Annotated in this window: 26 protein-coding genes, 1 pseudogene and 1 riboswitch; of the genes and pseudogenes, 11 read left to right on the top strand and 16 right to left on the bottom strand. The window is 62.5% G+C overall.

What is annotated here, in order from left to right:
• Window positions 1-10: 10 nt before the first annotated feature.
• Both PM3016_RS05235 and PM3016_RS05230 read right to left on the bottom strand, forming a co-directional pair.
• A complete protein-coding gene (locus PM3016_RS05235) occupies window positions 11-1,330 on the bottom strand; it encodes an ABC transporter substrate-binding protein (RefSeq protein ID WP_014368662.1) in 1,320 nt (439 codons plus the stop codon).
• 183 nt (window positions 1,331-1,513) lie between these two features.
• Window positions 1,514-2,491, bottom strand: coding sequence for a LacI family DNA-binding transcriptional regulator (locus tag PM3016_RS05230; protein WP_014368661.1), 978 nt, complete (start codon window positions 2,489-2,491; stop codon window positions 1,514-1,516).
• Window positions 2,492-2,766: 275 nt separating this feature from the next.
• On the opposite strand from PM3016_RS05230, the gene PM3016_RS05225 reads away from it, so the two are divergent.
• On the top strand, window positions 2,767-3,288 hold the full coding sequence (locus tag PM3016_RS05225; protein WP_013917295.1) for a C40 family peptidase: 522 nt from the start codon (window positions 2,767-2,769) through the stop codon (window positions 3,286-3,288).
• A 106-nt stretch (window positions 3,289-3,394) separates the two neighbouring features.
• Window positions 3,395-3,589, top strand: a complete 195-nt coding sequence (locus PM3016_RS05220; protein ID WP_013917294.1) for a DUF3309 family protein — start codon at window positions 3,395-3,397, stop codon at window positions 3,587-3,589.
• A gap of 427 nt (window positions 3,590-4,016) precedes the next feature.
• On the opposite strand, the gene ymzB is transcribed toward PM3016_RS05220, so the two are convergent.
• Window positions 4,017-4,352, bottom strand: coding sequence for a protein YmzB (gene ymzB, locus PM3016_RS05215; RefSeq protein WP_013917292.1), 336 nt, complete (start codon window positions 4,350-4,352; stop codon window positions 4,017-4,019).
• 228 nt (window positions 4,353-4,580) lie between these two features.
• Between ymzB and PM3016_RS05210 the strand changes: the two genes are divergently transcribed.
• A complete protein-coding gene (locus PM3016_RS05210) occupies window positions 4,581-7,256 on the top strand; it encodes a YhgE/Pip domain-containing protein (protein ID WP_014368660.1) in 2,676 nt (891 codons plus the stop codon).
• Between the two features lie 87 nt (window positions 7,257-7,343).
• On the top strand, window positions 7,344-7,589 hold the full coding sequence (locus PM3016_RS05205) for a hypothetical protein (protein ID WP_013917289.1): 246 nt from the start codon (window positions 7,344-7,346) through the stop codon (window positions 7,587-7,589).
• Window positions 7,590-7,716: 127 nt separating this feature from the next.
• Here the strand turns inward: PM3016_RS05205 and PM3016_RS05200 are convergent.
• The 5 genes and pseudogenes from PM3016_RS05200 to PM3016_RS05180 all read right to left on the bottom strand — a co-directional run bounded on the left by PM3016_RS05200 (window position 7,717) and on the right by PM3016_RS05180 (window position 12,888).
• Window positions 7,717-8,401: pseudogene (locus tag PM3016_RS05200) on the bottom strand (ABC transporter ATP-binding protein).
• Window positions 8,391-9,320: an oligopeptide/dipeptide ABC transporter ATP-binding protein gene (locus tag PM3016_RS05195; protein WP_014368658.1), complete on the bottom strand. Its 930-nt coding sequence runs from the start codon at window positions 9,318-9,320 to the stop codon at window positions 8,391-8,393. Before PM3016_RS05195 ends, PM3016_RS05200 begins: the two are co-directional and overlap by 11 nt.
• Before the next feature lie 87 nt (window positions 9,321-9,407).
• Window positions 9,408-10,262 carry an ABC transporter permease gene (locus PM3016_RS05190; RefSeq protein ID WP_014368657.1) on the bottom strand — a complete coding sequence of 285 codons (855 nt, stop codon included), beginning with the start codon at window positions 10,260-10,262 and terminating at the stop codon, window positions 9,408-9,410.
• On the bottom strand, window positions 10,259-11,284 hold the full coding sequence (locus PM3016_RS05185) for an ABC transporter permease (RefSeq protein ID WP_014368656.1): 1,026 nt from the start codon (window positions 11,282-11,284) through the stop codon (window positions 10,259-10,261). Before PM3016_RS05185 ends, PM3016_RS05190 begins: the two co-directional genes overlap by 4 nt.
• Window positions 11,272-12,888 carry an ABC transporter substrate-binding protein gene (locus PM3016_RS05180; RefSeq protein WP_014368655.1) on the bottom strand — a complete coding sequence of 539 codons (1,617 nt, stop codon included), beginning with the start codon at window positions 12,886-12,888 and terminating at the stop codon, window positions 11,272-11,274. Before PM3016_RS05180 ends, PM3016_RS05185 begins: the two co-directional genes overlap by 13 nt.
• Window positions 12,889-12,982: 94 nt before the next feature.
• Window positions 12,983-13,177, top strand: a riboswitch (cobalamin riboswitch).
• Window positions 13,178-13,321: 144 nt separating this feature from the next.
• On the opposite strand from PM3016_RS05180, the gene PM3016_RS05175 reads away from it, so the two are divergent.
• Genes PM3016_RS05175 through PM3016_RS05160 form a run of 4 tightly spaced genes read left to right on the top strand, consistent with a single transcriptional unit; the run spans window position 13,322 to window position 16,069 of the window.
• Window positions 13,322-14,092, top strand: a complete 771-nt coding sequence (locus tag PM3016_RS05175; protein ID WP_014368654.1) for an energy-coupling factor ABC transporter permease — start codon at window positions 13,322-13,324, stop codon at window positions 14,090-14,092.
• Window positions 14,085-14,381, top strand: a complete 297-nt coding sequence (locus tag PM3016_RS05170) for an energy-coupling factor ABC transporter substrate-binding protein (RefSeq protein ID WP_014368653.1) — start codon at window positions 14,085-14,087, stop codon at window positions 14,379-14,381. The genes PM3016_RS05175 and PM3016_RS05170 overlap by 8 nt, the downstream gene beginning before the upstream one ends.
• Window positions 14,378-15,202: a cobalt ECF transporter T component CbiQ gene (gene cbiQ, locus PM3016_RS05165; RefSeq protein WP_014368652.1), complete on the top strand. Its 825-nt coding sequence runs from the start codon at window positions 14,378-14,380 to the stop codon at window positions 15,200-15,202. The genes PM3016_RS05170 and cbiQ overlap by 4 nt, the downstream gene beginning before the upstream one ends.
• Window positions 15,203-16,069, top strand: coding sequence for an energy-coupling factor ABC transporter ATP-binding protein (locus PM3016_RS05160; protein ID WP_014368651.1), 867 nt, complete (start codon window positions 15,203-15,205; stop codon window positions 16,067-16,069).
• A 107-nt stretch (window positions 16,070-16,176) separates the two neighbouring features.
• Here PM3016_RS05160 and PM3016_RS05155 read toward each other — a convergent pair whose 3' ends face one another.
• Both PM3016_RS05155 and cls read right to left on the bottom strand, forming a co-directional pair.
• A complete protein-coding gene (locus PM3016_RS05155) occupies window positions 16,177-17,502 on the bottom strand; it encodes a TrkH family potassium uptake protein (protein WP_014368650.1) in 1,326 nt (441 codons plus the stop codon).
• Window positions 17,503-17,591: 89 nt separating this feature from the next.
• On the bottom strand, window positions 17,592-19,040 hold the full coding sequence (gene cls, locus PM3016_RS05150) for a cardiolipin synthase (RefSeq protein WP_014368649.1): 1,449 nt from the start codon (window positions 19,038-19,040) through the stop codon (window positions 17,592-17,594).
• A 149-nt stretch (window positions 19,041-19,189) separates the two neighbouring features.
• On the opposite strand from cls, the gene PM3016_RS05145 reads away from it, so the two are divergent.
• Window positions 19,190-20,431: an MDR family MFS transporter gene (locus PM3016_RS05145; protein WP_014368648.1), complete on the top strand. Its 1,242-nt coding sequence runs from the start codon at window positions 19,190-19,192 to the stop codon at window positions 20,429-20,431.
• Between the two features lie 140 nt (window positions 20,432-20,571).
• Here PM3016_RS05145 and PM3016_RS05140 read toward each other — a convergent pair whose 3' ends face one another.
• The 5 genes from PM3016_RS05140 to PM3016_RS05120 all read right to left on the bottom strand — a co-directional run bounded on the left by PM3016_RS05140 (window position 20,572) and on the right by PM3016_RS05120 (window position 25,138).
• Entirely contained in the window at window positions 20,572-20,901 is a 330-nt protein-coding gene (locus PM3016_RS05140) for a four-helix bundle copper-binding protein (RefSeq protein ID WP_013917276.1), read from the bottom strand.
• Window positions 20,902-20,983: 82 nt separating this feature from the next.
• Window positions 20,984-22,312, bottom strand: coding sequence for a cell wall-binding repeat-containing protein (locus PM3016_RS05135; protein ID WP_013917275.1), 1,329 nt, complete (start codon window positions 22,310-22,312; stop codon window positions 20,984-20,986).
• A 14-nt stretch (window positions 22,313-22,326) separates the two neighbouring features.
• Window positions 22,327-23,325, bottom strand: coding sequence for a F510_1955 family glycosylhydrolase (locus PM3016_RS05130; protein ID WP_014368647.1), 999 nt, complete (start codon window positions 23,323-23,325; stop codon window positions 22,327-22,329).
• Window positions 23,322-24,449 carry a sensor histidine kinase gene (locus PM3016_RS05125; RefSeq protein WP_014368646.1) on the bottom strand — a complete coding sequence of 376 codons (1,128 nt, stop codon included), beginning with the start codon at window positions 24,447-24,449 and terminating at the stop codon, window positions 23,322-23,324. Before PM3016_RS05125 ends, PM3016_RS05130 begins: the two co-directional genes overlap by 4 nt.
• Window positions 24,446-25,138, bottom strand: coding sequence for a response regulator transcription factor (locus PM3016_RS05120; RefSeq protein ID WP_014368645.1), 693 nt, complete (start codon window positions 25,136-25,138; stop codon window positions 24,446-24,448). Before PM3016_RS05120 ends, PM3016_RS05125 begins: the two co-directional genes overlap by 4 nt.
• Before the next feature lie 130 nt (window positions 25,139-25,268).
• Between PM3016_RS05120 and PM3016_RS05115 the strand changes: the two genes are divergently transcribed.
• Window positions 25,269-25,727, top strand: coding sequence for a MarR family winged helix-turn-helix transcriptional regulator (locus PM3016_RS05115; protein ID WP_013917271.1), 459 nt, complete (start codon window positions 25,269-25,271; stop codon window positions 25,725-25,727).
• Window positions 25,717-26,022 (top strand): hypothetical protein, encoded by a 306-nt coding sequence (locus PM3016_RS05110; RefSeq protein ID WP_013917270.1) that lies wholly within the window; start codon window positions 25,717-25,719, stop codon window positions 26,020-26,022. Before PM3016_RS05115 ends, PM3016_RS05110 begins: the two co-directional genes overlap by 11 nt.
• Window positions 26,023-26,125: 103 nt before the next feature.
• On the opposite strand, the gene PM3016_RS41300 is transcribed toward PM3016_RS05110, so the two are convergent.
• The gene (locus PM3016_RS41300) at window positions 26,126-26,362 is read right to left on the bottom strand and encodes an ATPase P (protein ID WP_041619032.1); all 237 of its coding nucleotides are present in this window, start codon (window positions 26,360-26,362) and stop codon (window positions 26,126-26,128) included.
• Window positions 26,363-26,427: the final 65 nt, after the last annotated feature.

The following is a 26,427-nucleotide window of genomic DNA, read 5'->3' as shown; positions in this document are numbered from 1 at the left end:
TTACCCGGACCTACTTGACGGACTTCCAGTAGCTCTCGATATCCTTGATGAGCTCGGCACGGTCCCCCGTCTTGGACAAATACTTCTGCATGGCGGCCCCATTCTTCGCCCAGTGGTCTGCAGGCAGGGTTCCCATCGCTTCCTGCGTCTTCCCGCGTGCAATGTAATCCTTAATGGACTTCGCCAGCGGATCCTGCGGCTCCAGCTTGATATTCCCGAAGGCCGGAATCAAGCTCGCCTTGTTCACCAGGAAATCCTGCCCTTTCTCCTCATAGACCATCCAGTTCAGGAACGTCTTGGCGGCAGCCAGCTGCTCCGGCGTGCTCTTCTCCTTGTCGAGCACAAGCCGCTTGGAGACTGCAGCCGCGATCTGCGAGTTGCCGAAGTCTTCCGGGTTATCGCTCAGCGGAACCGGCAGGAAGCCGTATTGGCCGCCGGCCGTATCAAAGCTCTGAATCTGCGGCCACGCCCAGTTGCCCATGAACCACAGGCCGACTTCGCCCTTGCCGAGTAGCTCCGGCCCCCGCTCGTATGTACCTGATAAAGCGGATGCCTCGTCGATGTTGTTCTTCATCATGAGATCAAACGTATCCATCAGGCCGCCGAACACCTTATTGTTCGCCAGGTCGCCCTTCCCTGCCTTGAGTTCTTCAATCCATGCCGCCACCTTGGCCGTATCCGGCGATTGGGCCGAGTAAGCAAGAGACAGATAGTGAGCGCCGAGAGACCAGTCCATCGGCGAGATGACCAGCGGAGCTGTACCCGAGGCCTTGACCTGGCCCATGAGCTTCTCCAGATCCTGCCTCGTCTTGACCGAAGACGGGTCGAAGCTGCCGCCGGCCGCCTTGTCCAGCACCGCCTTGTTATAGATCAACCCGAACCCTTCGATGGCCAGCGGGAATGCCATCACCTTGCCGTCCAGGGTGGAGCCGTCCAGGCTCTTGTCCACGGCGTCCGCCTTCCACTTCTCCCCCGAGAGGTCGGCGATGCGGTCCTTGAATTTGATCACGTCGGACGGGTCCAGCATCGTGATGGTAGCAGGGTTGCCCGAGGCGTAGAGGGCGGATGCCTTCTCGAACGGCGACTGTCCGGCAGGAACCGGAATGATCTCCATCGCAATATCAGGATGATCCGTCTTGAACGCTTTGGCGGCTTCTTCGAGCTGCTGCTGGATTTCACCTTTGGAGTTCAGTAAGGTGATCTTCACTTCCTTGGATGTGCCGCCCGCAGCGGCCGAATCCCCCTCAGGTGCGGATGAACTGCAGGCTGTAACCGTTGTCACCAATGCCAAAGATAAGATCCATGCGCTCAGTCTCTTTCTACTTTTCATGCTGCTTCCCCCGTTCGACGAATGGTTTCGTTAAGTATCAGATCATGATGAGTACCGCTTTCAAACGTATTATAGTTCGCGCCATGACAATATGTCAATCGTTTGACATATCAAACCTTTGACATATTGGCTAAAAAAAACGCAAACCCTTATGCAGCAAGGGTTTGCGCTTGAAAAAAAAGCTTATGTCGTTTCCCTTTGCACCAGTTCAACCGACAGGATGTGCTCGCGGACGATCAGCTCCTCGTCCATCTGCTTCAGAATCAGCTCCACGGCCAGCCGTCCGATCTCGCCGATCGGCTGCCGGATGGTCGTCAGTGCAGGATGCAGCCACGAGGCCGCATTGACGTCGTCATAGCCGACGATCCGCACGTCTTGCGGTATTTCTTTACCCAGCCTGCGGCAGATCTTGACCGCGAAGGCCGCAATGATATCGGAGGTGGCGAACACCCCGTCGATGTCGGGATGCTCCCTGAGCACCGCTTCGAGCTTCTCCTCGTATTGATTCTGGTCGAACACGTTCATGTCCGTCTGCACGACGACATGCTGGACTCCATGCCGCCGTACGGTTTCCAGGAACGCGTCCGTTCTCCGGTTGGCCAGCAGCTGCAGCTCCAGGTTGCCGCAGATATGCGCGATTTTGCGGCAGCCCCTGTCCACCAGATGCTGCGCCGCGAGCTCGCCGCCCCGGTAGTTGTCCGCCGAGATATACGGGATGCTCTCGTCGATGAGCCGGTCGACCGTCACGATCGGATGCCGGAGGTTGCGGTATTCCTCTACCTCCAGCGTATGGGAGCCCATGATGATGCCGTCCACCCGGTTGCGCTTCATCATCTCGATATAATCCCGCTCCTTGACCGGATCAAGGTGGGAGTTGCACAGCAGCACCTTGAAGCCGCTGCGATGGGCATGGAATTCCACGTGACTCGCCAGCTCGCCGAAGAAGGGATGCGAGACGTTCGGAACTATGAGTCCGATCAGGTTGGACTGCTTCTTGAGGAGCGAACGCGCAATCTCGTTCGGCTGGTAATGGAGCGTTTCCATCGCTCCGTATACCTTGCGCCGGGTCGCTTCGCTGATATATCCCCGGTTATTCAGCACGCGGGATACCGTCGTTACGGACACACCCGCCATTGCAGCTACATCGTTTATCGTTGCCATACCTGCCCCTTCGTGTGAACCCGTCCTGAAATAAGATAAACGGCTTCGCCGTCCTCTATGGACGATGCGCGTTTATTCAATTCTTATATTTTGAAAAAACTGCAGTCGGGCTTCCATCCCGCCCCTCTGCCTTGTACCATGCAGGGTCTAATACCCGCTTTCAAGATTATTGTAACACAGCAGGAAACGGAATTTTACAAAATTTCCACGTCGGCGCAGGCATCTAATCGACAGCCGTCCCGAATACAATGGCATTACAAGGCAGGTGAGCGAACATGAGCTATGAGCAGATCGAGCTGCAGGCGGGAGACATTCTCGCTGCGTGCGACAACGAGCTGATGATCCCGACGGGCTACCTCGGCCACAGCGCCATTGCCATCGGGCCGCAGCATCTGGTGGAAGCCGTCATGAATTATCCGTATATCCGGGTTGTGCCCAAGAAGGACTTCTTCGAGCCGCATCCCACGTCGGCGGTATATCGCCCCCGAGACCCTGAGACCGGAAGGAAAGCGGCCTCCCTTGCTTACTCCTACTTCGAGCAAAGTGAGCGCAACCGCAGGAGCGGCATCGTCCGTCCCCCGTTCTCCTTCTCCCCCCAGGTGCCGCTGGAGGATCCGTGGACTTCGGTCTACTGCTCCAAGCTCGTATGGATCAGCTACTATTACGGTGCAGGCATGGCCCTGCCCAACGATCACGGGCTCTTCACACCCGAAGATATCGACACCTTCCTCAGCCGGGACCCGAACTTCCTGTGCGTGTACCGGCATCCTGACTTCCACTTCCTTATCGATTCGTAACCCGGGGCATCCACCCAAGTTAGGCCGCTTCAGGACACCGGCCCAGGGCACCTCCACTCCTGCCGCATAGGATATACAGAAATAACTAATAAGGAGTGGTTACACGATGGCAGGATTTGGTGTAGACGCAGGATTTGGTTTGGACGCAGGGCTTCACGCGAACGCGCATCTCAACGCGCACACAGGGGTTGGTGCAGGTTACGGCCACGGTCATGGCTACGGCTACGGCGGCTTCACAACCGTTGGCGTCATCCTCGTACTGTTCATCCTTCTGGTCATCGTGACCCGCGCTTTCATCTAAGAAAGCCGACGCCGCCACGCCCCCGGTAACATCGGGTGAAGGCGGCTGCAGACCGGCTGGCTTGCTGCCAGCGGCCGGCCGGTCTGTCCGTCACGGAATCGTTCCTTCCTCACGCGTACATAGCACCACATTCCGGCTGCCGGTGGTCCGATAACCCCTTCCCGCCGGAGAGAAACCCGAGCGATGTCCTCGCCCTCATCCCCCTCTCTCCAGGACAGGGAGATGGGGGATTCCTTTTTTTCAGAGACCTCTTCCCCGCCGCACATCTTATGTAGTTATCTCCAAAGCACTCTCCGGATAAGGTGGATCATTCTGGCTGGACTCCAAGCGGAAGCGGCATCGCAGCACAGGATCGAGTCATCCTTTCGGAAGAATCAAAAAAACCGGCGGGATCACTCCCTGCCGGTCGGTTCGGATGGCTTCGCTCTTATTCGGCCCGGATCTGATACGTAGCCCGCTCGGTAACAAGCTGCAGCGCTTCGCCCTGGGGGGTTCCGTGCCATTGCCCGAGCAGCGGAATCTCATACTGATCCTGCGGCAGCGGCGGGTTCTCGTCCCCGTTCAGGATCGTACCGCTTCCATGCAGGACAAGCTCCCTGCGCGGAATGTACTCGTCGCCCCGGTTCGGAATCCCGTCCCGGAAGCTCACCTGCTCGAGCCGGATGCTTGTGAGATCGAGATCCTCCTGCTCCCTCTTCTCGATCTGCAGCGTTTGTCCCTTGTGCGAATCCAGCCATGCCGTGATCTCATCGAGCTGTGACATTGCTTCTCATCCTCCCTGGTTCGGATTTCTCATCCCTGCCTCTGAACATAAGGCTAGTATGAGCAGAATGCCGCCGATTCTACACGCAGCCATGACTCTTTTTACCCCGGGGCTGCGGGGAACAAACGAAGTGCCCCCCCGCCTGCCGCTGCCTGCTCTTCACTGCATCAGCCCTGCTGCCGATGGATAAAGTAAACCAATAGAGAGAAGGAAAGGAAACCTCAAGCCATGAACATCCTCAACATTTATGCCCGGGACTGGCGCAATATCGCCAAGGTGCCTACCGGCATCTTTCTGATGATCGCACTTGTCCTTCTGCCTTCCGTCTACGACTGGGTGAATCTCGTGGCCGTATGGGACCCTTACTCCAATACCTCCGGCATCCGGATCGCCGTGACCAGCCAGGATGAGGGGGCCTCAGTGCAGGGCCGGACGATCAATGTGGGCGCCGAGGTCATAGAGAGCCTGAAGAAGAACACGAAGCTCGGCTGGACCTTCGTGGATGAACAGGAAGCCGAGCGAGGGGTGGATGAGGGGGACTACTACGCGTCCCTGCTCATTCCGCGCGACTTCTCCGCCAAGCTGACCAGCATTCTCAGCGGAGACCCCCAGAAACCCGCCATCGTCTATACCGTCAATGAAAAAATCAATGCCGTGGCCCCCAAAATCACCGGCAGCGGGGCCTCTTCCGTCGCCGGCCAGATCCGCGAGAACTTCATCGCTTCGGTCAGCGAGGCGATCCTGACACAGCTGCGGGAAGCCGGCATCCGGCTGGAGGAGCAGCTGCCGAGCATCCGGCGTGTGGAAGACGGCGTGCTCGCCCTGGAAGCCCGGCTGCCGGAGATCGCCGCCCTGGGGCAGAAGGTGCTCGAGCTCGAAGCGAAGCTTCCGGCCATCCGCTCCAAAGCGGAGAGGGTTGCCGGCCTCGAGGAGCGGATTCCGGAGCTGCAGGAGGCCGGCGCCGCCATCCTCCGGGTGGAAGAGCACTGGCCGGAGATTCAGACGGCGGCCGGCAGCATCGTTCGGCTGCAGGAGAAGCTTCCCGAGCTGCAGCGGGCCGCAGGCATCGTCACGGAGCTCGACCGCAATTTCTACAAGGTCGAGGATGTCCTGGTGAAGGCCGCGGAGGATGCCCGGAAGGCAGGCGCCGTCGTCGATGCCGCCCTGGCGGCGCTGCCCAAGCTTGCCGCCATTGCCGAGGACGGAGGAGCCTTCGCCGCAGGGCTCTCCGGCTTCCTCGAGAAGCATCATGACGCGCTTGCGGCCCTCCCGCCCGTCGTGAAGCAGAATCTGCTGCTTCTGCAGCAGACGGCGGACAGCGTAACCCAGCTGACGGAGGCCCTGCAGGCTGCCGACCTTGACCCCGAAGCCGCGCTGGCCCTGCTCTCGTTCGTGCAGGATCGGCTTGCCGCCGGCACGCAGGCGCTCGGGACGACGATCGATCTGCTGACCCGGCTGAACGGGAGCGTCCAGAGCCCTGCGCTCACCGAGGCGGTTTCGCGGCTTGAGGAGATCCGGACGAAGCTCAGCCGGCAGGCGGAGCTCGTCCAGGGGATCTCGGCCGCCCTCCGTCAGGGGGCCCAGCCGGCCAAGGAGCTTGTTGCTTCGCTGAACGCCCTCTCCAAGGAGGTCAGCGCGGGCCTCGGGTCCATTCTCGCCCGCTACGACAGCGAGATCGTACCGGCGGCGGCCGAAGCGCTGGCGCTCCTGGAGCGGACGGCGAAGAATGCCGCCGCTGTGCTCCAGGCGGCCTCCGGGCAGCTGCCGAATATCGAAGCGCTGCTCCGGGACGCCCAGGCCGGCATCGCCTTCGGGCAGGAGCAGCTCGCCGCCCTGCAGGGCGATCTTCCGCGGATCCGCACCGGCCTCAGCGAAGCGGCAGCCGCCATCGGCGAGAACATGACCCGCTTCACGGACGCCGTGAACCGAGCGGTCCCGTTCATCCGGAACGATCTGCCGAAAGTCGAGCAGCGGGTTCATGAGGCAGCCGATTACGTGCGCAGCGACCTGCCGAAGACCGAAGCGGACATCCGGCGCATGTCCGCCCTGATCCGCGAGAAGCTCCCGCTCGTGGAGTCCGGCGTGCACATGGCCGCAGACCTGGTGCGCACGGAGCTGCCCGCGCTGGACAGCGCCGTCCGCAAGGCGGCGGATCAGATCCGGGCGGTCAAAGGGCACCGGGGCGATATCGAAGAGCTCGCCCGGCTGCTCCGCGGGGACATTCAGCGGGAGAGCGACTTTCTCGCGAACCCTGTGGTCCTTGAAGAGAACCGCAAGTACCCGGTGCCCAACTACGGCTCGGCGATGGCCCCTTTTTATGCCGTGCTGTCCCTGTGGGTCGGCGCCACCCTGCTCATCTCGCTTCTTCGAATCGATGTCGATGAGTCGTACGGTCATTATAAGGGCTATGAGCTCTATCTCGGCCGGCTGCTGACCTTCCTGACGATCGGCGCCCTGCAGTCGCTGTTCCTGACGCTCGGCGATATTTACCTGCTCGGCGTCTATGTGGTGGACAAGGGCTGGTTCGTTCTCTTCTCGGTTCTGATCAGTGCAGTGTTCGTGACGATTACCTACACCCTCGTGTCCGTCTTCGGCAATACCGGGAAAGGGATTGCGATCATCTTCATGGTGCTGCAGTTCACAAGCTCGGGCGGCACGTTCCCGATCGCTACGGCCTCGCCCTTTTTTCAGAGCGTCAATCCCTTCGTCCCGTTCACCTATGCGATCTCTCTGCTGCGGGAGACGGTGGGCGGCATGCTGCCCAAAACCGTCATACGGGATGCGCTCTGCCTGCTCGCCTTCATCCCGGCCAGCTATGCGCTTGCCCTCGGATTGAAGAAGCCGCTGGCCCCTTATACCAAACGGGCTGCGGAGAAAGCGAAAATGACCAAGGTGATCTCGTGACCGGGGCGGGACAAACAAACAGACCGGATGTCCCGGGGGTACATATACTGGGGGTGAGGTTCAATTCAAGAAGAGGAGTGAAACATCATGTCTTGTCCGAAATGTCCGACCCAGCGGGTATTCGATCCTCCGCGCAAAGTGTACCGTGACTTCTATCATCCGCAGATCGTCGAGGTGATCCACAACGTCGAGATCGTCAACCGGCATCACTGCGTTCCGGTTCCGTGCCACATCGTCACGTATACGGTCCGCGATGAGTTCTGCCCTTCCCCTCTGACGGGCGCGGCTGAAGCGCAGGTCCTGTCGAAGAAGAAAAAGGCGAAACGCAAATAAGGCGAAACGCCTGCAAAATGAAACAGGCTGACGGAGGAGTTCCGTCAGCCTGTTTGGTTTGTGTCTGAACCGCGTATGTCTGTGCTAAGGCCGCCGGCTTGCCGGGACAAGCCCGGCCTTCGCAGCGTCACGAGCCTCCGCCTGAGCCTTCCGGGGCAGGCCCTCTCCAGTCCATCATTCTCGTGCACACCTGCCGGAGCAGCTGTGGATCGTGAGAAATAGCCAGAACGCCGAGGCCCCTGCGCTCCACCTGCTCCAGCACCACCTGCCAGATCTGGGCCTGGGTGATCGCATCCAGCATCGCCGTCATCTCGTCGGCGATCAGGAAGCGGGTGCGCGGGCCGAGCGCCCGGGGCCACGCAGAAGCGCTGCAGCTCCCCGCCCGAGAGCTCGGCCGGCCGCCGGTCCAGCCACTGCGGTGCGATGCCCAGGGCCTGGAGCAGGCTCTCCTCGCTTCCTCCGCCCTCTTCCAGCACCTTCTTCATGGTCCAGCGCGGGTTGACTGCCTGCTCCGGATGCTGGAACACCAGCTGCACCGGGTGGTATCCCTTGTCCGGCAGCTTCCCGCCGTCCAGGGTCACCTGCCCTTCGTGCGGCTGGAGGTACCCGGCCAGAAGGCGGCCGAGCGTCGATTTGCCGCTTCCGCTGGGTCCGCCCAGCCCGACGACCTCGCCCGGGCCGATCCGGCAGTCCAGTCTGCGGAAGAGCAGCCCGCCCCGGACATAGCCGTAGGCCAGCCCCGTCCCCTGCAGGCCGGCGGCGGCCGGTCCGGGGGCCTCCGCTTTCAACCGAACGTCAGGCTCATGTCGCATGGACGCACCTCACCGTTCCGCCCCGCAGCTCCCGCAGCGGAGGCCGTTCCTGCCCGCAGGCGGTGTCCGCCTGACCGCAGCGCGGGGCAAAGGCACAGCCGGGAGGCAGCTCGCCGGCCGCCGGCTGGAAGCCCGGCAGCGGAGTGAAGCCGCTGCCCGGGAGCGCCCGCCATAAGGCCCGCGTGTACGGGTGGCGCAGCGCCTCCCCCCGGCCGGCGAACTCGGCGGCGGCCGCCGTCTCCACCACGGTGCCGGAGTAGAGCACCGCCACCCGGTCCGCCACCGTCAGCGCGGACTCGATGTCGTGCGTGATGAGCATGACCCCGCAGCCCCCGTCCGCCAGCTCCCGAAGCCGTCCAAGCGCCTCCCTCACCGCTTCGCTGTCGAGCCCCGGGGTCGGCTCGTCGGCGATGACAAGCCCGGCGCCGCCGGCCGTGGCCGCCGCCAGGAGCACGCGCCTCGCCATCCCGCCGGAGAGCTGGAACGGGAAGAGCTTCTCCACCGCCTCGGCCAGGCGGTACCGGCGGAAGAGGCTGCGCTGGACCGCGGCCGGATCCCCCTCGTTCACGCCGTAGCGGACCTGCCGTCCGGCCTGCAGCAGGGGATCCAGGAACGTGACGGACTGCGGGACCAGCGCTATCTCCCGACCGCGGACCGCCGCCTGCCTCGCCGGCGTCAGCTCCTCCCCCCGGAACCGGAGGGTGCCGGTGACCTTCGTCTGGCGGGGCAGAATGCCGAGAACCGCATGGGCCAGCAGACTCTTGCCCGACCCGCTGGAGCCGACCACCGCCAAGATCTCTCCTGTCCCAACGCTCAGGCTCAGCCCCTGCACGGGGGTCAGCTCTTTCCGAGAGCCCAGCCCCCTGCCGGGCGCCGGGAAGCGGATGGTCAAGTTTTCCACCTGGAGCAATGCCGTCATTTCCTTCCTCTCCTTCTTTTCACTTTCATGAGAAGCGCCCAAAACAAGGGTGTACGCCCCCATTTGGGGCTCCGCTCTTGTCCGGCTCTACTCCTGCCTGCCCGGCAGATCGGCAAGCTGCCGCAGGGCCTCCCCCAGCCGGCCGAAGGCCAGCACCGTCAGGAGCAGGCAGAGGCCCGGAAACAAGGCGAGCCACCACATCCCCGTCGACAGATGCCGCATGGACTCCGACAGGATGATGCCGATCGCCGGCTCGTGCGGGGACAGGCCCAGGCCGACGAAGGTAACCGCCGCTTCATGGAGGACCGCATGGGGAAAGACCAGCAGCAGCCCTACCAGCAGCTGCGGTACGAGATGCGGCAGCATATGCCGCGTCGCGATCCACCATCTCGAGCGTCCGAGGCGCGCGGACACCTGCACGAATTCGGCCGACCGCAGATAGAGCACTTCCGCCCGGATAACCCGGGAGAGGGACGGCCAGTGCGTCAGGGCCACCCCCACAATGACTCCTTTGGCACCGCCCCCGAGGACAAAGGCGATCAGGATCAGGGCCACCAGATGCGGCACGCTCAGGAACAGATCGACCAGCCACGTGACGAGCCGGTCCGCGGCTCGGCCGCCCGCCGCGGCCAGCAGACCCAGCGCTGCGGCGATCAGGACGCTGACGGCCCCGGCCGTCAAGCCCACCTGGGTGCTGAGCAGCAGCCCCTTGAGCGTACGCGTCAGCATATCCCGGCCGAGCCAATCCGTCCCAAAGGGATGAGCGATGCTTGGAGGCAGGTTGCGCCGGTCCAGCCGGCTCTCCAGCCCGCTGCCGTCCAGAAGCAAGGCCCCCAGGATGAGGAGGACGAGCAGAACGGCCGCCGTAACGGCCCCCGGCCAAGCCCGCTTAGGCTGCCGGTGTATGGGCGCCGAGACAGGATTCTGTGTTCCAGGATTCATCCCTCTCCCCCTTCCCGGAGTCTCGGATCGATCCCGCGGTAAGCCAGCTCTGCGAGCAGGTTGCCGCTGAAGACGAACACGGTGCTGAAGAGCACGATCCCGAGCAGCAGCGGCACATCGCCCCGCAGCCCGGCCTCCACCGTGGCCTGCCCGAGGCCGGGATAGGAGAAGACCTGCTCGGCCAGCACCGCGCCGCCGAACAATTCGCTGAACGAGGCGAACAGCAGCGTCACCGCCGGCAGGGCTACATTGCGCAGCCCATGGCGGAAGAAGAGCCTGAAGCCGTGGTCCCCCCGCGCTCTGGCGAAGAGGATATAGTCGGTGCCGAGCACCTCGAGCAGCTTCTCCCGTGTATGAAGGGCGATGGGCGCAATCCCTACGATGCTCAGGGTCAGTGCAGGGAGAATCATATGGTGAATGCGCTCGGCCAGCGTCACCTCAGAGGCCGGCACTCCCGCAGGCACGCTGAGTCCGACAGGGAACCAGCCCAGCCGGACAGCGAAGAGGAGCAGCAGCAGGAGCCCGAGCCAGAAGGCCGGTGTCGCCGCCAGCGTATAGCAGAACCAGCGGATGAACCGGTCCGTCCAGGTTCCCCGCCGCATGGCGGCCAGCACGCCGGCGCTGAAGCCCAGAGCGCCGGAGAACAGCCAGGCCGTGCCCATCAGCGCGGCCGAGCTCCGGAACCGCTCGGCGATCACCTCGGCCACCGGCTGACGGTAGATCATGGACTCGCCGAGATCGCCGGAGGCCAGCGAGGTCAGCCACTTCGCGAAGCGCTCCGCCGGCGGGCGGTCCAGCCCCCAGTGTGCGGCGATCGCTTCCCGCTGCTCGCTGCCCACCCGCATCAGATCGGCGCCGATATAAGCCTGCACCGGATCCACCGGCGAGATCTCCACAAGCGCGAATGAGATGACACTTACGGTGAGCAGGAGCAGCACCAGCTTCGCCGCCTGCCGCAGCAGCAGAAGCGGCAGGTCGGCCCGAGCCGCCGGCTGCTGCCGGCTCTCCCTTAAGGCTTCCATCGCCAAGCCTCGATGTTCGCCGTCACAGGCCAGCCGTGGCCGTGCGGATGAATCTGCTGCCGCCCGATGTCGAGCCCCTGCTTCACCAGATACAGGTGGTCGAGATTCACCAGCCAGGCCCACGGGGCGTCCCCCCTGCCGCTAAGGCCCGTCGTGCCGTCCCATTGGGCTTTGCGCCAGTATTCCAGCGCTTCATTCTCGCTGCCCGCCCGCAGGGCCTGATTCATATAGGCATCCACGGCGGGATTGCTGTAATAGCCCGGGTTGTAGTAGTCCACGCCGCTGAACCGGCTGCCGTACACATGGTACATCTCCAGCGGGTCATGGCTGCCGAAGCCGAAGAGCACCGCGCTCGCATGCATTTCCTTCTCGATATCGTCCCAGCTCTTGCCATGCACCGTGATGCGGACGCCCAGCCCCTTCAGCATGTCGGCGGACGCGATCGCAAGCGACTGGCGGGTCACGTCGCCGGAGGGGTAGAGCAGGGGGAATTCCGCCTTCAGGCCGCCCTTCTCCCGCACACCGTCTCCGTCGCTGTCCTGCCAGCCTGCAGCCTCGAGCAGCTTCCGGGCCCCCGGCAGGTCCCCGTCGGCCACCACCGCCTCCTTGTTGAACCAGGGAAGCCCGTCATTCAGCGTGTAAGCCGGAGTGCCGTAGCCTTCCAGAATGCCTTCCACCAGCGCCTTGCGGTCAAGCGCCTTGTTGACGGCCTGCCGGATGGCCGGATCGGCCGTAACGTCGTTGCCGATGGGATATCCTTCAGGCGTACGGCCTCCCGACTTCACGAACGGGAACAGGATGCCCCGGTTATCCACGGAATGAACCGCCTCCAGCCGCATGCCGGCCGGCAGCCCTTTGCTGAACGCCGGAGGGACCGACACGATGTCCGCTTGGCCCGCCTTCGCCGCCGCGAAGGCCGCATCCTCGTTCAGGAAGAGGAACGTCAGCTTCTTGAACGACGGTTTGGCCCCGTAGTATTCAGGGTTGAGCTCGGCGATCAGCTGCTGTCCTTTGTCCCACTGCACAAGCTTGTAGGGTCCCGATCCCACCGGCCGCTCCCCGTACGCCGGACCGTGGGCATGCTTCGGTACAATACCCGTGGACACCAGCATCCCCACGAAAGCAGACTGGGGCTCCTTCAAGGTGAACACGACCGTGTAGTCATCCGGTGCGGCCGTCTCCTGCAGATTGCCAAGATCCAGGGCGGCTCCGCTCTTGGCCGCCGTATCGAACGTATACTTCACATCCGCCGCCGTCAGCGGCTTTCCGTCAGAGAAGCGGACGTCCCGGCGCAGCTTGACCGTCCAGACCCGGCCGCCCCCTCCGGTCTCATAGCTCTCCGCGAGATCATTCACGATCTGAAGGTCGCTATCCCGCTTCAGCAGGGTGCTCTGGAACAGCGGTGAGCCGTACCGTCCCCAGCCGGTGGTCGGGTCGAAGCCCGCTTCCGGCTCACCGCCGATCGCCAGCACCAGCTCCTCCTTGGGGAGGGCCCCAGCGCCCTCTCCTGCGGCGGGCACCACAGCCTTGCCGGCCGTACAGCCGGAGAGCATCAGGGCCCCGGCCAGCACAGCCCCCAGGGCCCATTGCCATTGGATTTTCACAACGTCCACCCTCCTTCCACCATCAGGTAATCCGTAACACAAAACGTTTAAATAGTAACACAGATCATGGACAAAGTCATCGCTTTGTGTTACGTTGAGGAGGAAAAGATTAGGTGCCCCGGGATAAGACCGGGGGTAACAGGGAATCGGGTGCAACTCCCGAGCGGTCCCGCCACTGTATTCGGGGAGTCCCGCCCACCCATGTCACTTGATGACGCAAGACATCAGGGAAGACGGGCGAAGATGATGAGCCGAGAGCCAGGAGACCTACCTAATCCGAGCACCCAGATGCCTTCGCGGAGAGGAGAGGTGTACGAGACATGATGCGGCAGGGGCAGCCCGTTGCCGTCTATTGCGACGTACCCGTGACCAATCCCTTGGGATTGGTTTTTTTGTGCATACCTATTTTGACACGGGAGGAATTCAAAAGAACATGCCATCATCCAAACCTGCTGCCACGCTGCTGCTTGTCCTCGGACTCACGGTATACCTGCTGGCCGGCTCACCGCAGTCCGCATACGCCATGCACATCATGGAGGGCTTCCTTCCCCTCGGGTGGACGCTGTTCTGGTGGGCGGCGTTCATTCCGTTCTTCGTGCTGGGGCTCCGGTCCCTGCAGCGGATTACCCGGGAGGCCCCCGAGCTCAAGCTCCTGCTCGGCCTCGCCGGCGCCTTTACGTTCGTGCTGTCGGCTCTCAAGATTCCGTCGGTGACCGGCAGCTCCTCGCATCCTACCGGAACCGGCCTCGGGGCCGTGATGTTCGGCCCGCTGCCCATGAGCGTGCTCGGCTCGATCGTCCTGCTCTTTCAGGCCCTGCTCCTCGCCCACGGCGGGCTGACGACCCTCGGCGCGAACGCCTTTTCCATGGCGGTCGCTGGTCCTATGGCAGGCTATGCGGTGTACCGCTCCCTGTCCCGCGTCTCGGGCCGCCCGAAGCTCTCCATCTTCGCCGCGGCAGCCGCAGCCGATCTCACTACCTACATTGTGACATCCGTTCAGCTGGCCCTCGCTTTCCCTGCCGAAAGCGGCGGGGTCCTCGGCTCGCTGGCCAAATTCGGAGGGATCTTCGCTGTGACACAGGTTCCTCTGGCTGTTACGGAAGGACTGCTCACCGTACTCATCTGGAACTGGCTGCAGGCCCACAGCCCCTCGGAGCTCTCCCTGCTGCAGAGCCGAATGAAAGGAGTCCGTACCCATGACTAATACGGCCAAAAACCTGCTCATCCTGACCGCCGTCATCCTGCTGTCCGCCGTCCCCCTCCTCCTGGTGGAGGGAGACTTCGGCGGTGCGGACGGCGCCGCCGAAGAGCTCATCGGCACCATCGCCCCCGCCTACGTCCCCTGGATCGCCCCTCTGCTGGAGCCCCCGGCCGAGACGGAGAGCATGCTGTTCGCCCTTCAGGCGGCGGCGGGCGCGGGGTTCATCGGCTATGTCTTCGGCTACTTCAAGGGCCGGGCCACCAAAAGCAAGGAGGGCAAGGACGCATCATGATCCGGCAGATCGATACGATTGCCTGCACGAACCGGATGGAGGACGTCTCCCCCCTGTGGAAATCCGGGCTTGCCGCCGCCCTGCTCCTGCTCGCCTACGCCGCACATGGACCGGTCCAGCTGCTGGTCATCCTCTGGATGCTCCGCTGGACCCTCCGCCATGCCGGGGTGCCGCCGCTCTTCTACTTGACGCTCCTCGGCAGCGCCTGTGTGTTCTATGCCGCCAGCCTGCCGGCGCTTCTCATCGAATTCGTACCGTCGGCCACTCTGCCTGCGGCCTCTGACGCCGGCGCCGCAGCAGAGAGCAGGTGGACCCTTCTCTCCCTGCCTTCCTGGACGGTGTATGTAACAGGAAACGGACTCCACACGGCTGCCACCCTGTTCCTGCGGATGCTGGCCGGGCTCTGCTGCATGTTCTTCCTGATGCTGACGACGCCCTTCCCGAAGCTGCTGCTCGTCCTGAGAACCCTGCGGGTGCCATTGCTTGTGATCGAGCTTATGCAGATCACCTACCGGTTCCTCTTCCTGCTGACGGAGACGGCCCAGCAGCTCTATACCGCCCAGCGGGCCAGAGGAGGCCAAACCGGCTTCCGGCGACGGCTGCAGGACACGGCGGCGCTGGTATTCCGCCTCTTCGGCCGGACGATGGAGCGCTACAAAGGCCTGTCCCAAGGCCTTGCCTCACGAGGCTATACGGGGGACATCCTGCCGGCATCCGAGATCGGCAGATTCGTGCCGCCGCGCTTCCGGCGGGAAGGATGGGCGGGGCTGCTCCTGCTCCTCACCGCAGAGGCCGGACTTCGCTGGGGAGGGGGCGCCTGAATGAGCATCTTGCCTGAGCGTGAGCGGAGCAATGTCTCCCCGCCCCTACTGGAAGCACGCGGTCTTGCTTTCAACTACCCGGGCACACGGCAGAATGCGCTGCACGGGCTGACGCTGTCCATTGCCGCCGGACGCAAAACCGCCATCTGCGGCCACAACGGCTCCGGCAAATCAACCTTCCTCCTGCATGCCGTCGGCATTCACCGCCCGGCAGCCGGACAGCTGCTGTGGAAGGGACAGCCGGTCTCCTACCAGCCCTCCGCCCTGCGGGAGTGGCGGCAGCGGGCGGGCCTGGTATTCCAGGATCCCGAGCATCAGCTGATCCTGAACACCCCGTATGAGGACATTACGTACGGGCTGCGGAACGCCGGCATCCCGGAAGCCGAGATCCGCCGGCGCACCGGCGCCATCCTGGAGTCCATGGGGCTCACGGCCCTGGCCGACACGCCGATCCACCACCTGAGCCTCGGCCAGAAGAAGCGCACCGCCCTCGCCGGGGTCCTGGTGCTGGAGCCCGAGCTGCTTCTGCTCGACGAGCCGACGGCCTACCTGGACCCGGCCTCGGAACAGCGGCTGGTCGGTGAGCTTGACCGGATCCACGAGAGCGGCGTGACGGTGGTGATGGCGACGCATGATACGAACCTCGCCTATGCCTGGGCCGACCGGGTGCTCGTGATGGACGGCGGCCGCTGCCTGCTCGAAGGCACGGCGGAGGAGGTCTTCGGCCGCAGGGAAGACCTTCGCTCGATCGGCATCACACTCCCCTGCCTGCTTGAGCTGTGGGAAGCGCTCCCCGCCTCCGTGCGCGGCAGCGCCCCTCCCCCGCGCAGCACCGCGGAGTTCAAGCGGCTCCTGGCCGGCTTCTGACCGGAACCGCTCCACAGCCGGCTTACGCCCCCGATGCAGCCCAAAGAAGCTGACCTCCGCACTCCTGCGGTCGTCAGCTTCTTTTTGGGCATCCCTTTCAATTCAGCTCAGCCGATAATGATCCGGCCTTCCGGATACCGGTACAGCTCCTTCGGCGGCCGGCTCTGCAGCGCAAACGCAAGCGTGACCAGCCCGACCCGTCCGACGAACATCAGCAGGATGATGACGCCCTGTCCGGCCGGCGTAAGCTCCGGTGTCAGTCCCATGCTGAGCCCCACTGTACCGAAGGCGGACGTCGCCTCGAACAGGACGGTCATGAAATCCCGGTCCTGCAGCGTCAGCAGAATCATCGTGGCCGACACAATCACCCCTACGGCGATCAGTGCCATGGTAACCGCCTTCTGGATCAGCCGCTTCGGCATGCGGTACCGGAACAGCACCACATCCTCCTTGCCCGTAAGTACAGCCCTGACGGCCCCTACAAGAAGCGCGAAGGTCGTAATCTTCAACCCGCCTCCCGTCGAGCCCGGAGCCGCCCCGATGAACATCATGATCACCATCATGAACTGGGTGGCGGCATGCAGTCCGGCGATATCCACGGTATTGATCCCCCCCGAGCGCAGGCTGATGGCGTGGAACACGGAGACGAGCAGCTTGTCCTCCAGCGCCATAGGGCCCAGCGTACGCTCATTCGCAAACTCGAATACAAGGAAGATCACCGCACTGGTTAACGTCAGCAGCCCCGACACCGACAGGACCACTTTGCTGTGCAGGGACAGCCTCCTCGTACGCGGATAGTCCACGAGGTCGGACATCACGATAAAGCCGAGTCCTCCCGCCACAATGAGGAACATCGAGACGAAATTGATGCCCACATCATGCACATAGGGAACAAAGCCGCCGATAATCTCGAATCCCGCATTATTGAACAGGGAAACCGCGTGGAATACCCCATAATAGAGAGCCTGTTTCCAGGGCACCTCCTCCGCCCACTGCGCCGCAAAAACAAGGGAAGCCCCCGCTTCCACCGTAAACGCATAGATGAACACTTTGATGATCAGCCGGACAATGCCCTCCACGCTGTCCTGGTTCAGCGATTCCTTGAGCACGAGGCGGTCTCTCAGCGAGATTCGGCGCCGGAGCGCCAGGGCGATCCAGGTTGCCGTAGTCATGAATCCGATCCCGCCCAGCTGGATCATCACGAGAATGACGATCTCCCCGAACAGGGAGAAGGTCCTGCCCGTATCCATCACCACCAGGCCGGTGACACAGGTTGCCGACACGGCGGTGAACAGCGCATCCATCAGCGGGATGCGCTGGCCGCTCTGTGAAGCCGCCGGCAGGGCCAGCAGGAACGTTCCGACCGCGATGATCAGAGCGAAGCCCGCGGCCAGGATGCGCGGCGGAGTAATGAACGATTTGTTTCCAACCAAAGGGCTTCCACCTCCTTCTATTCAGTTGTAGGGATCGCACCGCCCGGCAGCGAGACAACGCTGTTCCGGGGCGGCACGGTCCGTTCCTTTTACAAAATCGGCGACAGCAGCCTCGAGATCGATTCCTTGAAGCGGATCCAGGCGGGTCTGCGCCGGTACTCCTGCAGCGTGAGAATGCGGGACACCGCGATATCCCGGTGGAACGCCTCCGTCAGCTCGCGGCAGATCCCCTCGTCGTAGAGGAAAGCGTTGACTTCAAAGTTCAGCCTGAAGCTGCGCACGTCGATATTCGCCGTTCCGACCGAGGCGGCCTGCCCGTCAACCACCAGCGTCTTCGCATGGATAAAGCCGTTCCCGTAGAGATAAACGGTCGCCCCCGTCTTCAGCAGTTCTCCTATATGAGATAGGGATGCCCAATAGACAAACGGATGATCCGGCTTATCCGGAATCATGATGTTCACCTTCACGCCGGAGAGGGAGGCGATCCGCAGCGCATCCAGAATGCTCGCATCCGGCACGAAATAGGGCGTCTGGATGTAAATCGACTCGGACGCTGAAGAGATCATTTTCAGGTAACCGTTCTTGATATGCTCGAATTCGGTATCGGGCCCGCTCGTCACGATCTGGGCGCCGACGTTCCCCTCGGACCTCAGCGCCGGAAACAGATTCGGCACGTAGATGATATCGTAGTCCCGAGACGCCTGGTTCCAATCCAGGATGAAGCGGATCTGCATCGCATAGACCGCCGGGCCCTGAATGCGGACATGGGTATCCCGCCAATACCCGAACCGCGGATGCAGTCCCAGGTATTCGTCCCCTACATTGAAGCCGCCGACATACCCCGTCGTTCCGTCGATAATGACCAGCTTGCGGTGGTTCCGGTAGTTCATCCGGAAGTTGATGAGACGGAATCGGGATGGAAAAAAGGCCTCCACTTCCCCGCCGGCCTGCCGGAATTCGCGGAAGAACGCCCGGCCGAGGTTCCTCGAGCCCAGCTCGTCATACAGCACGCGGACCTTAAGCCCCTCATTCGCCTTCTTCGTCAGGGCGCGGATCAGCCGCCGGCCAAGCTCATCGTTCTGAATGATGTAATACTGGAGATGGATATACTCCCGCGCCTCCGCGATATCCCGGAAGAGCCGTTCGAACTTCTCCCGGCCGTCGGTGAACAGGTCCACCCGGTTCTCTTCCGTGAGCAGCGCCTGATTGTTGATCAGATGCATGTAGATCAGGTCCCGGTTCGCCCGGGCCGCTTCGCTCCTGAATTCGAATTCCCGCCTGCTCATCCGGGCCAGCTGCTCCCCGACAATCTCGTCGATCCCCAGCTTGTTCAGGTCGTCCCATTGAAACAGGCGGTGCCTTCTGAAATTCTGGGCGAAGAACAGGTAGAGAATGAAGCCCAGCAGGGGAACGAAGAACAGGACGAGCAGCCATGCCCAGGTCGATCCCACATCGCGTCTTTCCTTGAAGATGACGACGACCGCCGAGACCATATTAAGTACAAACACCAAGCCGAGCAGTACGGAAGGAAGGTTCATGGTCAGCCTCCTGCATTTATGACGCCTACTCTGTAGTATACCACGCCCTGCCGTCGGTTCCAGTTCTTGCTAGGCAGCCCGTGGGCTTTCCGGTATAATGTAATCCGGTTCAACTACTGACCCAAGGTTAAAAAGGGGGCCGCTTCACTATGCTCGCAAACCTGCTGCGGTCCGGACGAGACCGTACCACCCTGTTCCTCAGGGAGTACCACCCTATCGTCCACGTGCTGCTCCTCGGCACGATTATGGCCCGGGTCGCTTCCTCCATGAGCATGCCTTTCCTTGCGATCTACCTGGCCAAGCAGTCGGGCCTCAGCCCCCTGCTTATCGGCGCCATTATCGGCCTCGGCTCGCTGGCCGGCACGATCGGCGGCTTCGTCGGCGGCGCACTATCCGACCGTTTCGGCCGCAAGAGCATTCTCATGGCCGCCCTGCTGGCATGGGCGGCGGTCTTCACCGGCTTCGCGCTGGCCAAGGCGCCGCTGGCCTTCATGCTGCTCAATATTCTGAACGGCCTCGCCCGTTCGCTCTATGAGCCGGTGTCCCAGGCGCTGATGGCGGACATCACGCCGCCGGAGAAGCGGCTGAACATGTTCTCGCTGCGCTACCTGGCCATCAATATCGGCGTGGCCATCGGCCCGCTGCTTGGCGCCTATGCCGGGGCGGCGCAGGCCTGGCTGCCGTTTCTGCTCACCGGCCTCATCTATCTCCTCTACGCGGCCGCACTGTATGTGCTGCTGCAGACCTTCGGCATCCGCCGGATCGAAGGGGAGCGCCGCAGCCCGGTGACGGTCCGTTCGGCATGGCGCGTCATCACCCGGGATACTGTCTTCCGCTATTATATCGCCGCTTCCGTCATCGGCGCGCTCAGCTACTCCCAGATGATGGTGACCCTCTCCCAGTACGTGGAAGGCAAGGTCGCCGAGGGTGCCGCGCTGTTTGCCCTGCTCATGACCCTGAATGCCGTCACGGTCGTCGCACTGCAGGTGCCGCTCACCCGCCTGTTTCAGCCGAGAGGCCCGCTCCTGACCATTACGGCCGGGACGCTCCTGTTCGCCCTCGGAGATGTGGGCTACGCGCTCGCAGGCTCCTGGTGGGCGTTCATGTTCTCCATGTTCCTCTTCACGCTCGGGGAGATCCTCACCTACCCGGCCGGGAACGTGCTGATCGACAAGCTTGCGCCCGAGGAGATGAGGGGGACCTACTACGGCGCCCAGTCGTTCTCCGGACTCGGACACTTCATCGGGCCGGTCCTTGGAGGCTTCCTGCTGACGGCTTACGGGGGAGAGACCCTCTTCGCGCTGATGGCCGCTGTGACGCTGGGCGGCCTTGTCTTCTACTGGCGGGGATACCGGCTGTTCGAAGCCGCCCGAAGAGAGCAGGCCGACTGATCCGCTTCTTCTCTCTTCGGACGGCAGGAACGCCAAAAACCAACCGGAGGCTGGTAGCCGGTTGGTTTTTGGCGCGTTGTGCGTGCCGCCAAGCGATCGGGCTGAGGGAAGACGCCCATGCCTGGGTGGGCCGCACAGCCTCATGCCAGCATGGTGCGGCACGCCTCCGCGCAGGAGAGGCAGGCTTCGGCACAGCGCCGGCAGTGGGCATGATCGTGCCTGCGGCATTCCTCCGCGCAGGCTTCGCAGGCCTGCGCACAGAGCCGGCAGACGTCCATGGCGTACGAAGCGCTCATGGACATCGCCTGCGCGGCGAAAGCGCAGAGCTCCGCGCACTCCCGGTCGAGCCGGATGCATTCCTTCATCATCGCGGCATGCTCTTCCTCCAGACAGGCGTAATAACAGTGGTTGCACGCCTGCATGCAGCGGATGCATTCTTCAATACACGCATGGAACCGCTCGTGTGACATGGGTCAGCCTCCTTCGGAAAGGTAGTCCCTATTCCTTACCCTTCCGGCAGGCCTGCTACACGGCATCCGACCTGTTCGTGCATCAGTGATGCATTCCCTCATGCCCGCCGGCGCCTGCAGCGTCCGCCTTCGGCGTCTCTGCCGGCGTGCGTGCTTCGGACGCTGCCCCGGCTGCACTTCCCGCGCCATGCGCTCCATGGCCCTCGCCGGACTCCGATACGATCTCGAGCATCGTATCGATCTCGCCCTGCGCCGCGGCGCTCAGCACATCCTCGCCGCCCGTGAGCCACGCATGGTTGTACGGCCCCTCGGTCGGCGACTTCTTGAACTTCGGCTGCAGGGACATCACATACTGGTGCACGCTCTCCGGCATCTTCTCCTTGTCCGTCCAGAGCAGGGGCGCATGCTTGCCCAGATGTGAGAACGGTGCCGCCGCCAGCGCCAGCCCGGGCGCCGCCTTGCTCACGAAGGAGAAGTTATGCCCAGGTGTCGTAATCCCCCAGCCAAAATCGGTGGCCGGATCCTTGTACTTCGCGAAGGCGACGGCGTTCTCATACGGATCGTTCCCTGCGATCCGGACGACCCTGCCGTACTGGCCGAGCTCCTGCTCCACCTTCGCGGACACGACCGATTCGGGACCGAGAATGTACACGTTCGCCTTGCCGCCGCGGGCCTTCAGGGCGTCTGCGGTCTCCTGCGGGACCTCATCCTTCTTCACATAGAGCAGCGGCTCCGGCATATGGGCGATCCAGTTCACAGCCGGCATCGTGTACTCCTGGCTGTCCATCGAACCGACGATCACCGATGGGGGAACCTCCTTCGTCACCTTCGAATAGTACGCATCGATGGCCTTCGCGACGGCAGCCGGCGTACCGCCCGGGATCTTGTCCGTCTTGAACCCCAGCCCCTTCACCTGCTCCTCCACCTTGGCCTCCAGGTCACCGACCAGCACCACCTGAATGCCGCCGTTCATCTCTACACCGGCAGGCTTCAGCCGCTTCAGCTCATTGAGCGTAACCTCCGGGATGCCGTCCTTCTTCACGAACAGCACAGGCCCGTTGTTCGGATGATGAATCAGGTCCGCACTGGCCAGCGCCGTCTGCCACTCGTCCGCATTCGCCAGGACGATGCCGCCCGGCCGGTTCGCGTCACCGGTCGCCGGCCAGAGGGTTCGGGAGACGAGCACCGCGGCTTCCGCCGGATCGCTTGTGTTGATCCGCGTCGTGTTCTTGGAAGCAATCCAGGGCTGTCCGGTGCTTGCCGGAGCCGCGGCGCCCTGCTGCCCCGTGTTCCCCATGTTATGCCCCTCATGCTGCGAGGCCGAATCCGCCGCCTTCAGGCACCCCGTCAGCACCAATACCGCCGCGGCCGTCATCATCCCTGCCTGGAGCATCCTTTTCATGATTTTCATCCTCTCCCTCAAGTTTATTTACCGTCTGCTGCCTGTCCTTCTTCGGCGATCTGCGTCCAGGTGGCTCCTCCGTCCGAAGTCACGTAGACATTCTTCTTCTCCGTGGTGTAAGCCGCTTTCTTCGGGTCGGCAGGGTTCGCCGAGATATACGTGATCGCCTCCCCTGCGGAAGCGGGCTTCCAGCTCTCGGCCTGCCCGGTGCCGGGGTTGACCTTCCTCAGCTCCACCGCCCCCGTGCTCCCGATGAGCAGTTCCCCCTGATCCGTGAACGTCAGCGCGCTTGCCGGCTTCGGATCGAGCTGCGCGTAGGTCTGTCCGTAGTCGCGGGATACATAGGTGCCTGCCGTTGTCCCGATGGCTGAGATCTTATCGTCGGACGGATGAACCGCCAGCGACGTGATCTGACCGGATACGCCCGCCATGGCAGCAGGCGTCCAGGTCTTTCCTTCGTCCCTGCTGTAGAACAAGCCCTGCTGCTTCATCTTCGAATTCGGCTCCGGGTTCAGCGCATACAGGGTATGCGTCCGGTAGCTTACCGCCATGCCGTGCAGATCGACTTCGCCTTCCAGAGCCAATACGGTAATGGATTGGCCCTCATCCGTGCTCCGGATCAGGCCGAGCGGATTCTTGTACCGCGTTCCCTCCGCCGGGTGGCCGCTGCTGTAGAATCCGTTGTCGGCCGCCGAGAAGCCCATATAATCATGCTTGTCGCCCGGTGCGTCGCTCCATGCCCCGCCTGCATAGATCTTGATGCCGTTATGTACCGGGATATAGAGCCGCTCCCCGTCCCGGGAATAGCCCAGTCCGTGAATATGCAGGAAGGCCGTACCTTCCGCCGCCTCATGCTCGTGGGCTCCGTGTTCTTCTGCCGCCGGCTTTTTGGCACAGGCGGTGACGCCGGCCGACATGGCAGCCGCCAGCGCCAGGATGATGATCTTTTTCAGAATGGCTCCTCCTTTCGTAGTCAGGTATGTTCCTGTCCTTCCGTTCTCCAGACCCAGTATACCGTTCACTTTTGAAGATCCTGTGTAGAACGGCTTGGCTCCTGTGAAGTCTCTTTCTTCCGCGGCAGCCGGATATGAAAGACGGCCCCTTGGCCGTTCTCCGCCCACACTTGTCCGCCGTGTGCCGCAACCAGCCTCTTGACGATCGTAAGACCCAGCCCGCTGCCTCCGGTTCTCCGGCTGCGCGACTTTTCGCCCCTGTACAGCCGCTCGAAAATATAAGGCAGATCCTCCTCCGGAATCCCGGTACCGGTGTCTTCCACCCTCAGATGAATGGAAGGCTTCCCATGAACAAAGCTCTCTTCGGCATGGACACGGACGGCTCCCCCCGGCGGGGTAAAGGCCAGCGCATTGGACAGCAGATTGACCAGAATCTGGGTGATCCGGCCCCGGTCCGCTTCCAGCTTCAGGTCCGCAGGACAGCTGAGGGAGAGCTCGACCTTCTTCTCCAGATAAGCCGCAGACACCAGCTCCACCCCGTTGGCAAGGAGGTAATGCAGATTCTCGTCCCTGCACTCCATCCGGAACTCCGGCGACTCCATATACGTAAGCTCCTCCAGCTCGGCAACAAGCCGGGTCAGCCGTTCGATCTCTTCGTAGCACGAGTGAATGCGCTCCGGCGTAGGCTCCCAGACGCCGTCCTCGAAGGCGCGCATGTGGCTCTTCAGTGTGGTCAGCGGGGTACGCAGCTCGTGGGCGATATCCTCCGTCATCGTCTTGCGCAGTCGGTTCTGGATGCTGAGCTGCTCCGCCAGCTTGTTGAGCGACGCCCCCAGCTCCGCCAGCTCGTCCCGCCCGCGGACCCGGGCCCGGACATCCAGCTGCCCGTCCGTCATCTGCTCCGCGACCCGCTTCATGTTGACCAGAGGCGCCGAGAGGCGCCTTGCCGTATACACCGCAATCAGAATGGAGAGAATGACCGAGCCGGCGAAGGTCCACAGGATCGACTGGAGCAGCGCCTGCTCCAGATGATAGTCAAGCTGCGGCAGATCATGGTTCATCCCCTGCGTCTGCCCCTGATACATGGACAGATGGTAATGGGTGCCAAGCATGATGCTGACCGTAGAGATCAGCAGAATCCCCGCCGCAATCGACACGATGAGCAGGGCAAAGCGGGTATGCAGCCTGTTCACCGGGCACCTCCCGTGAAGCGGTAGCCGGCACCATACACCGTAACGATATATCTCGGATTCCTGGGATCCTCCTCCAGCTTCTGCCGGAGGTTCTTCACATGCTGGTCAATCGTCCGCATATCCCCTTCGAACTCATAGCCCAGTACCTTTTGGATCAATTCTTCCCTTGTAAAATGCCGCTGCGGATACTTGGCGAGACTGAGCAGCAGCTTGTATTCGTTCGGCGTCAGATTGACCGGCTCACCCTGCCGGAGGACCAGGCGCTTCAAGGAATCGATGACGAGCTCCCCCCCGCCGAAGACCAGCCGGTCCGCCAGCAGCTGGGTGTCATCGGAGCGCCGCAGGATCGTCCGGACCCGGGCGACGACCTCGCGGGGATCGAACGGCTTGACCACGTAGTCGTCCGCCCCGAGGGACAGCCCCCGGATCCGGCTGTTCTCCGACACCTTCGCCGTCAGCATGAGGATCGGCACCGAATTCACGGCGCGGACCGCCTGGCATACCTGCTCCCCGTCCATATCGGGCAGCATCAGGTCGAGAACGATCAGATCGACATGCTCGCGCTGCAGGATCCCGAGTGCTTCCCTGCCCGCACCGGCTTCCAGCGTCCGGAAGCCTTCCTTCTGAAGATACGACACGACGACATCCCGAATTTTATCTTCATCATCTACTACCAGAATCGTTTTCATCAGCTCTCCCCCCTAACTCGCCCCCATTATACTATCCCCCTGTATCCATTCGCGAGCCGGGGCTTTCCTAACCGGACATACCCGTGTATAATACAACATATGTATGATACACGTATTGGAGGGTTCTCAATTGGAGTCGGATCAAATCTTGGAGCTGAGAGCGCATATTCAGCAGTTCGTCCGGCAGTTTGGCCTGCTGGAGGGACATGTCACCCCCTGCGGGTATCCCTTATCCGTATCCCAGGTCTATGCCCTGCAGGAGCTGGAGAACCGGCAGATGTCGGTTACGGAACTGGCCGGCTGCCTGCATCTGGAACGGAGCTCGGTCAGCCGGCTGGCCGACGGACTCGTCAAGGAGGGATTCGTCAGCCGGGCCGTCAACGAAGCGAACCGGCGGGAAACCCTCCTCTCCTTGACGGATAAGGGCGTGCGGGTCCTCGGCCAGGTACGGGAGCAGTCCCTGCAGTTCTTCGGCCGGGTCTTCGGCGGTTTCTCGGACGAGGAGCATGCTTCCGTCTGTGCGGCACTCGCCGCATTAAATGCCGCCCTCTCCCGCCATCAAGGCAAGGAGGGGCCTCATGGAACCTAAGAGAAGCGGGGCTGCAGCCGGCGTATTGTCCTTCCTCTTCGCTCTTCTCGCCTCCTCCCACCACTGGATTCACATGGGCGTCCTTATGCTGATGGGAGGCTCGGCCAACCTGATGTCCACCGTGACCGGGGTCCGTCGGTGGATGATTGCCGCCACTCTGGTTACGGCAGGCTTCTCGCTCTACCGGCTCCTCAAGCATCCCTCCCGCAAGCGCTCGACGCTCTGGATCACCTTGGGCTCCATCGTGCTGTCCTTGGGCTTTGCCGGAGCCACGCTGCTGCGGATGGGCTGGTAAAGATGGGCGGCGAGCTAAACGCCATGGGCTGCTCCCGCAAGACAGGTTCGTCTTGATGTTCGCCATCGTCTTCTTGCTCAACTGGAATGTACCCTATCGATGTTTACTTCTCCCACGATGGTTTCCGCCGTCGCCGGTTGTCGCCGGTGATCATGATGACTTCGATGCCGAGCTCCTTCAGCCGGCCGACCGATTCCTTCGACTTTTCCTTGAGCGTATCGATCACAGCCACCGGGCCTGCATAAGAACCGTCAACGGCTGCGAACATGGCCGTCCCGTTGAAGGTGAACTCGAATTCCACCTTGCTTCCGTTTTTATCTGATTTCAGCAAATCATCCATCTTTGTCGTTGCCCGGCAGGAGGAAAGAAGGTACAATGGCTAAAGGAATCTGTTATTTTGTTGTT

The organism is Paenibacillus mucilaginosus 3016 (genome assembly GCF_000250655.1).
GTDB classification, from domain to species: Bacteria; Bacillota; Bacilli; order Paenibacillales; family NBRC-103111; genus Paenibacillus_G; species Paenibacillus_G mucilaginosus.
The sequence above is the reverse complement of the archived record's forward strand: the minus strand, read 5'-3'. Positions and strand labels throughout refer to the sequence as shown.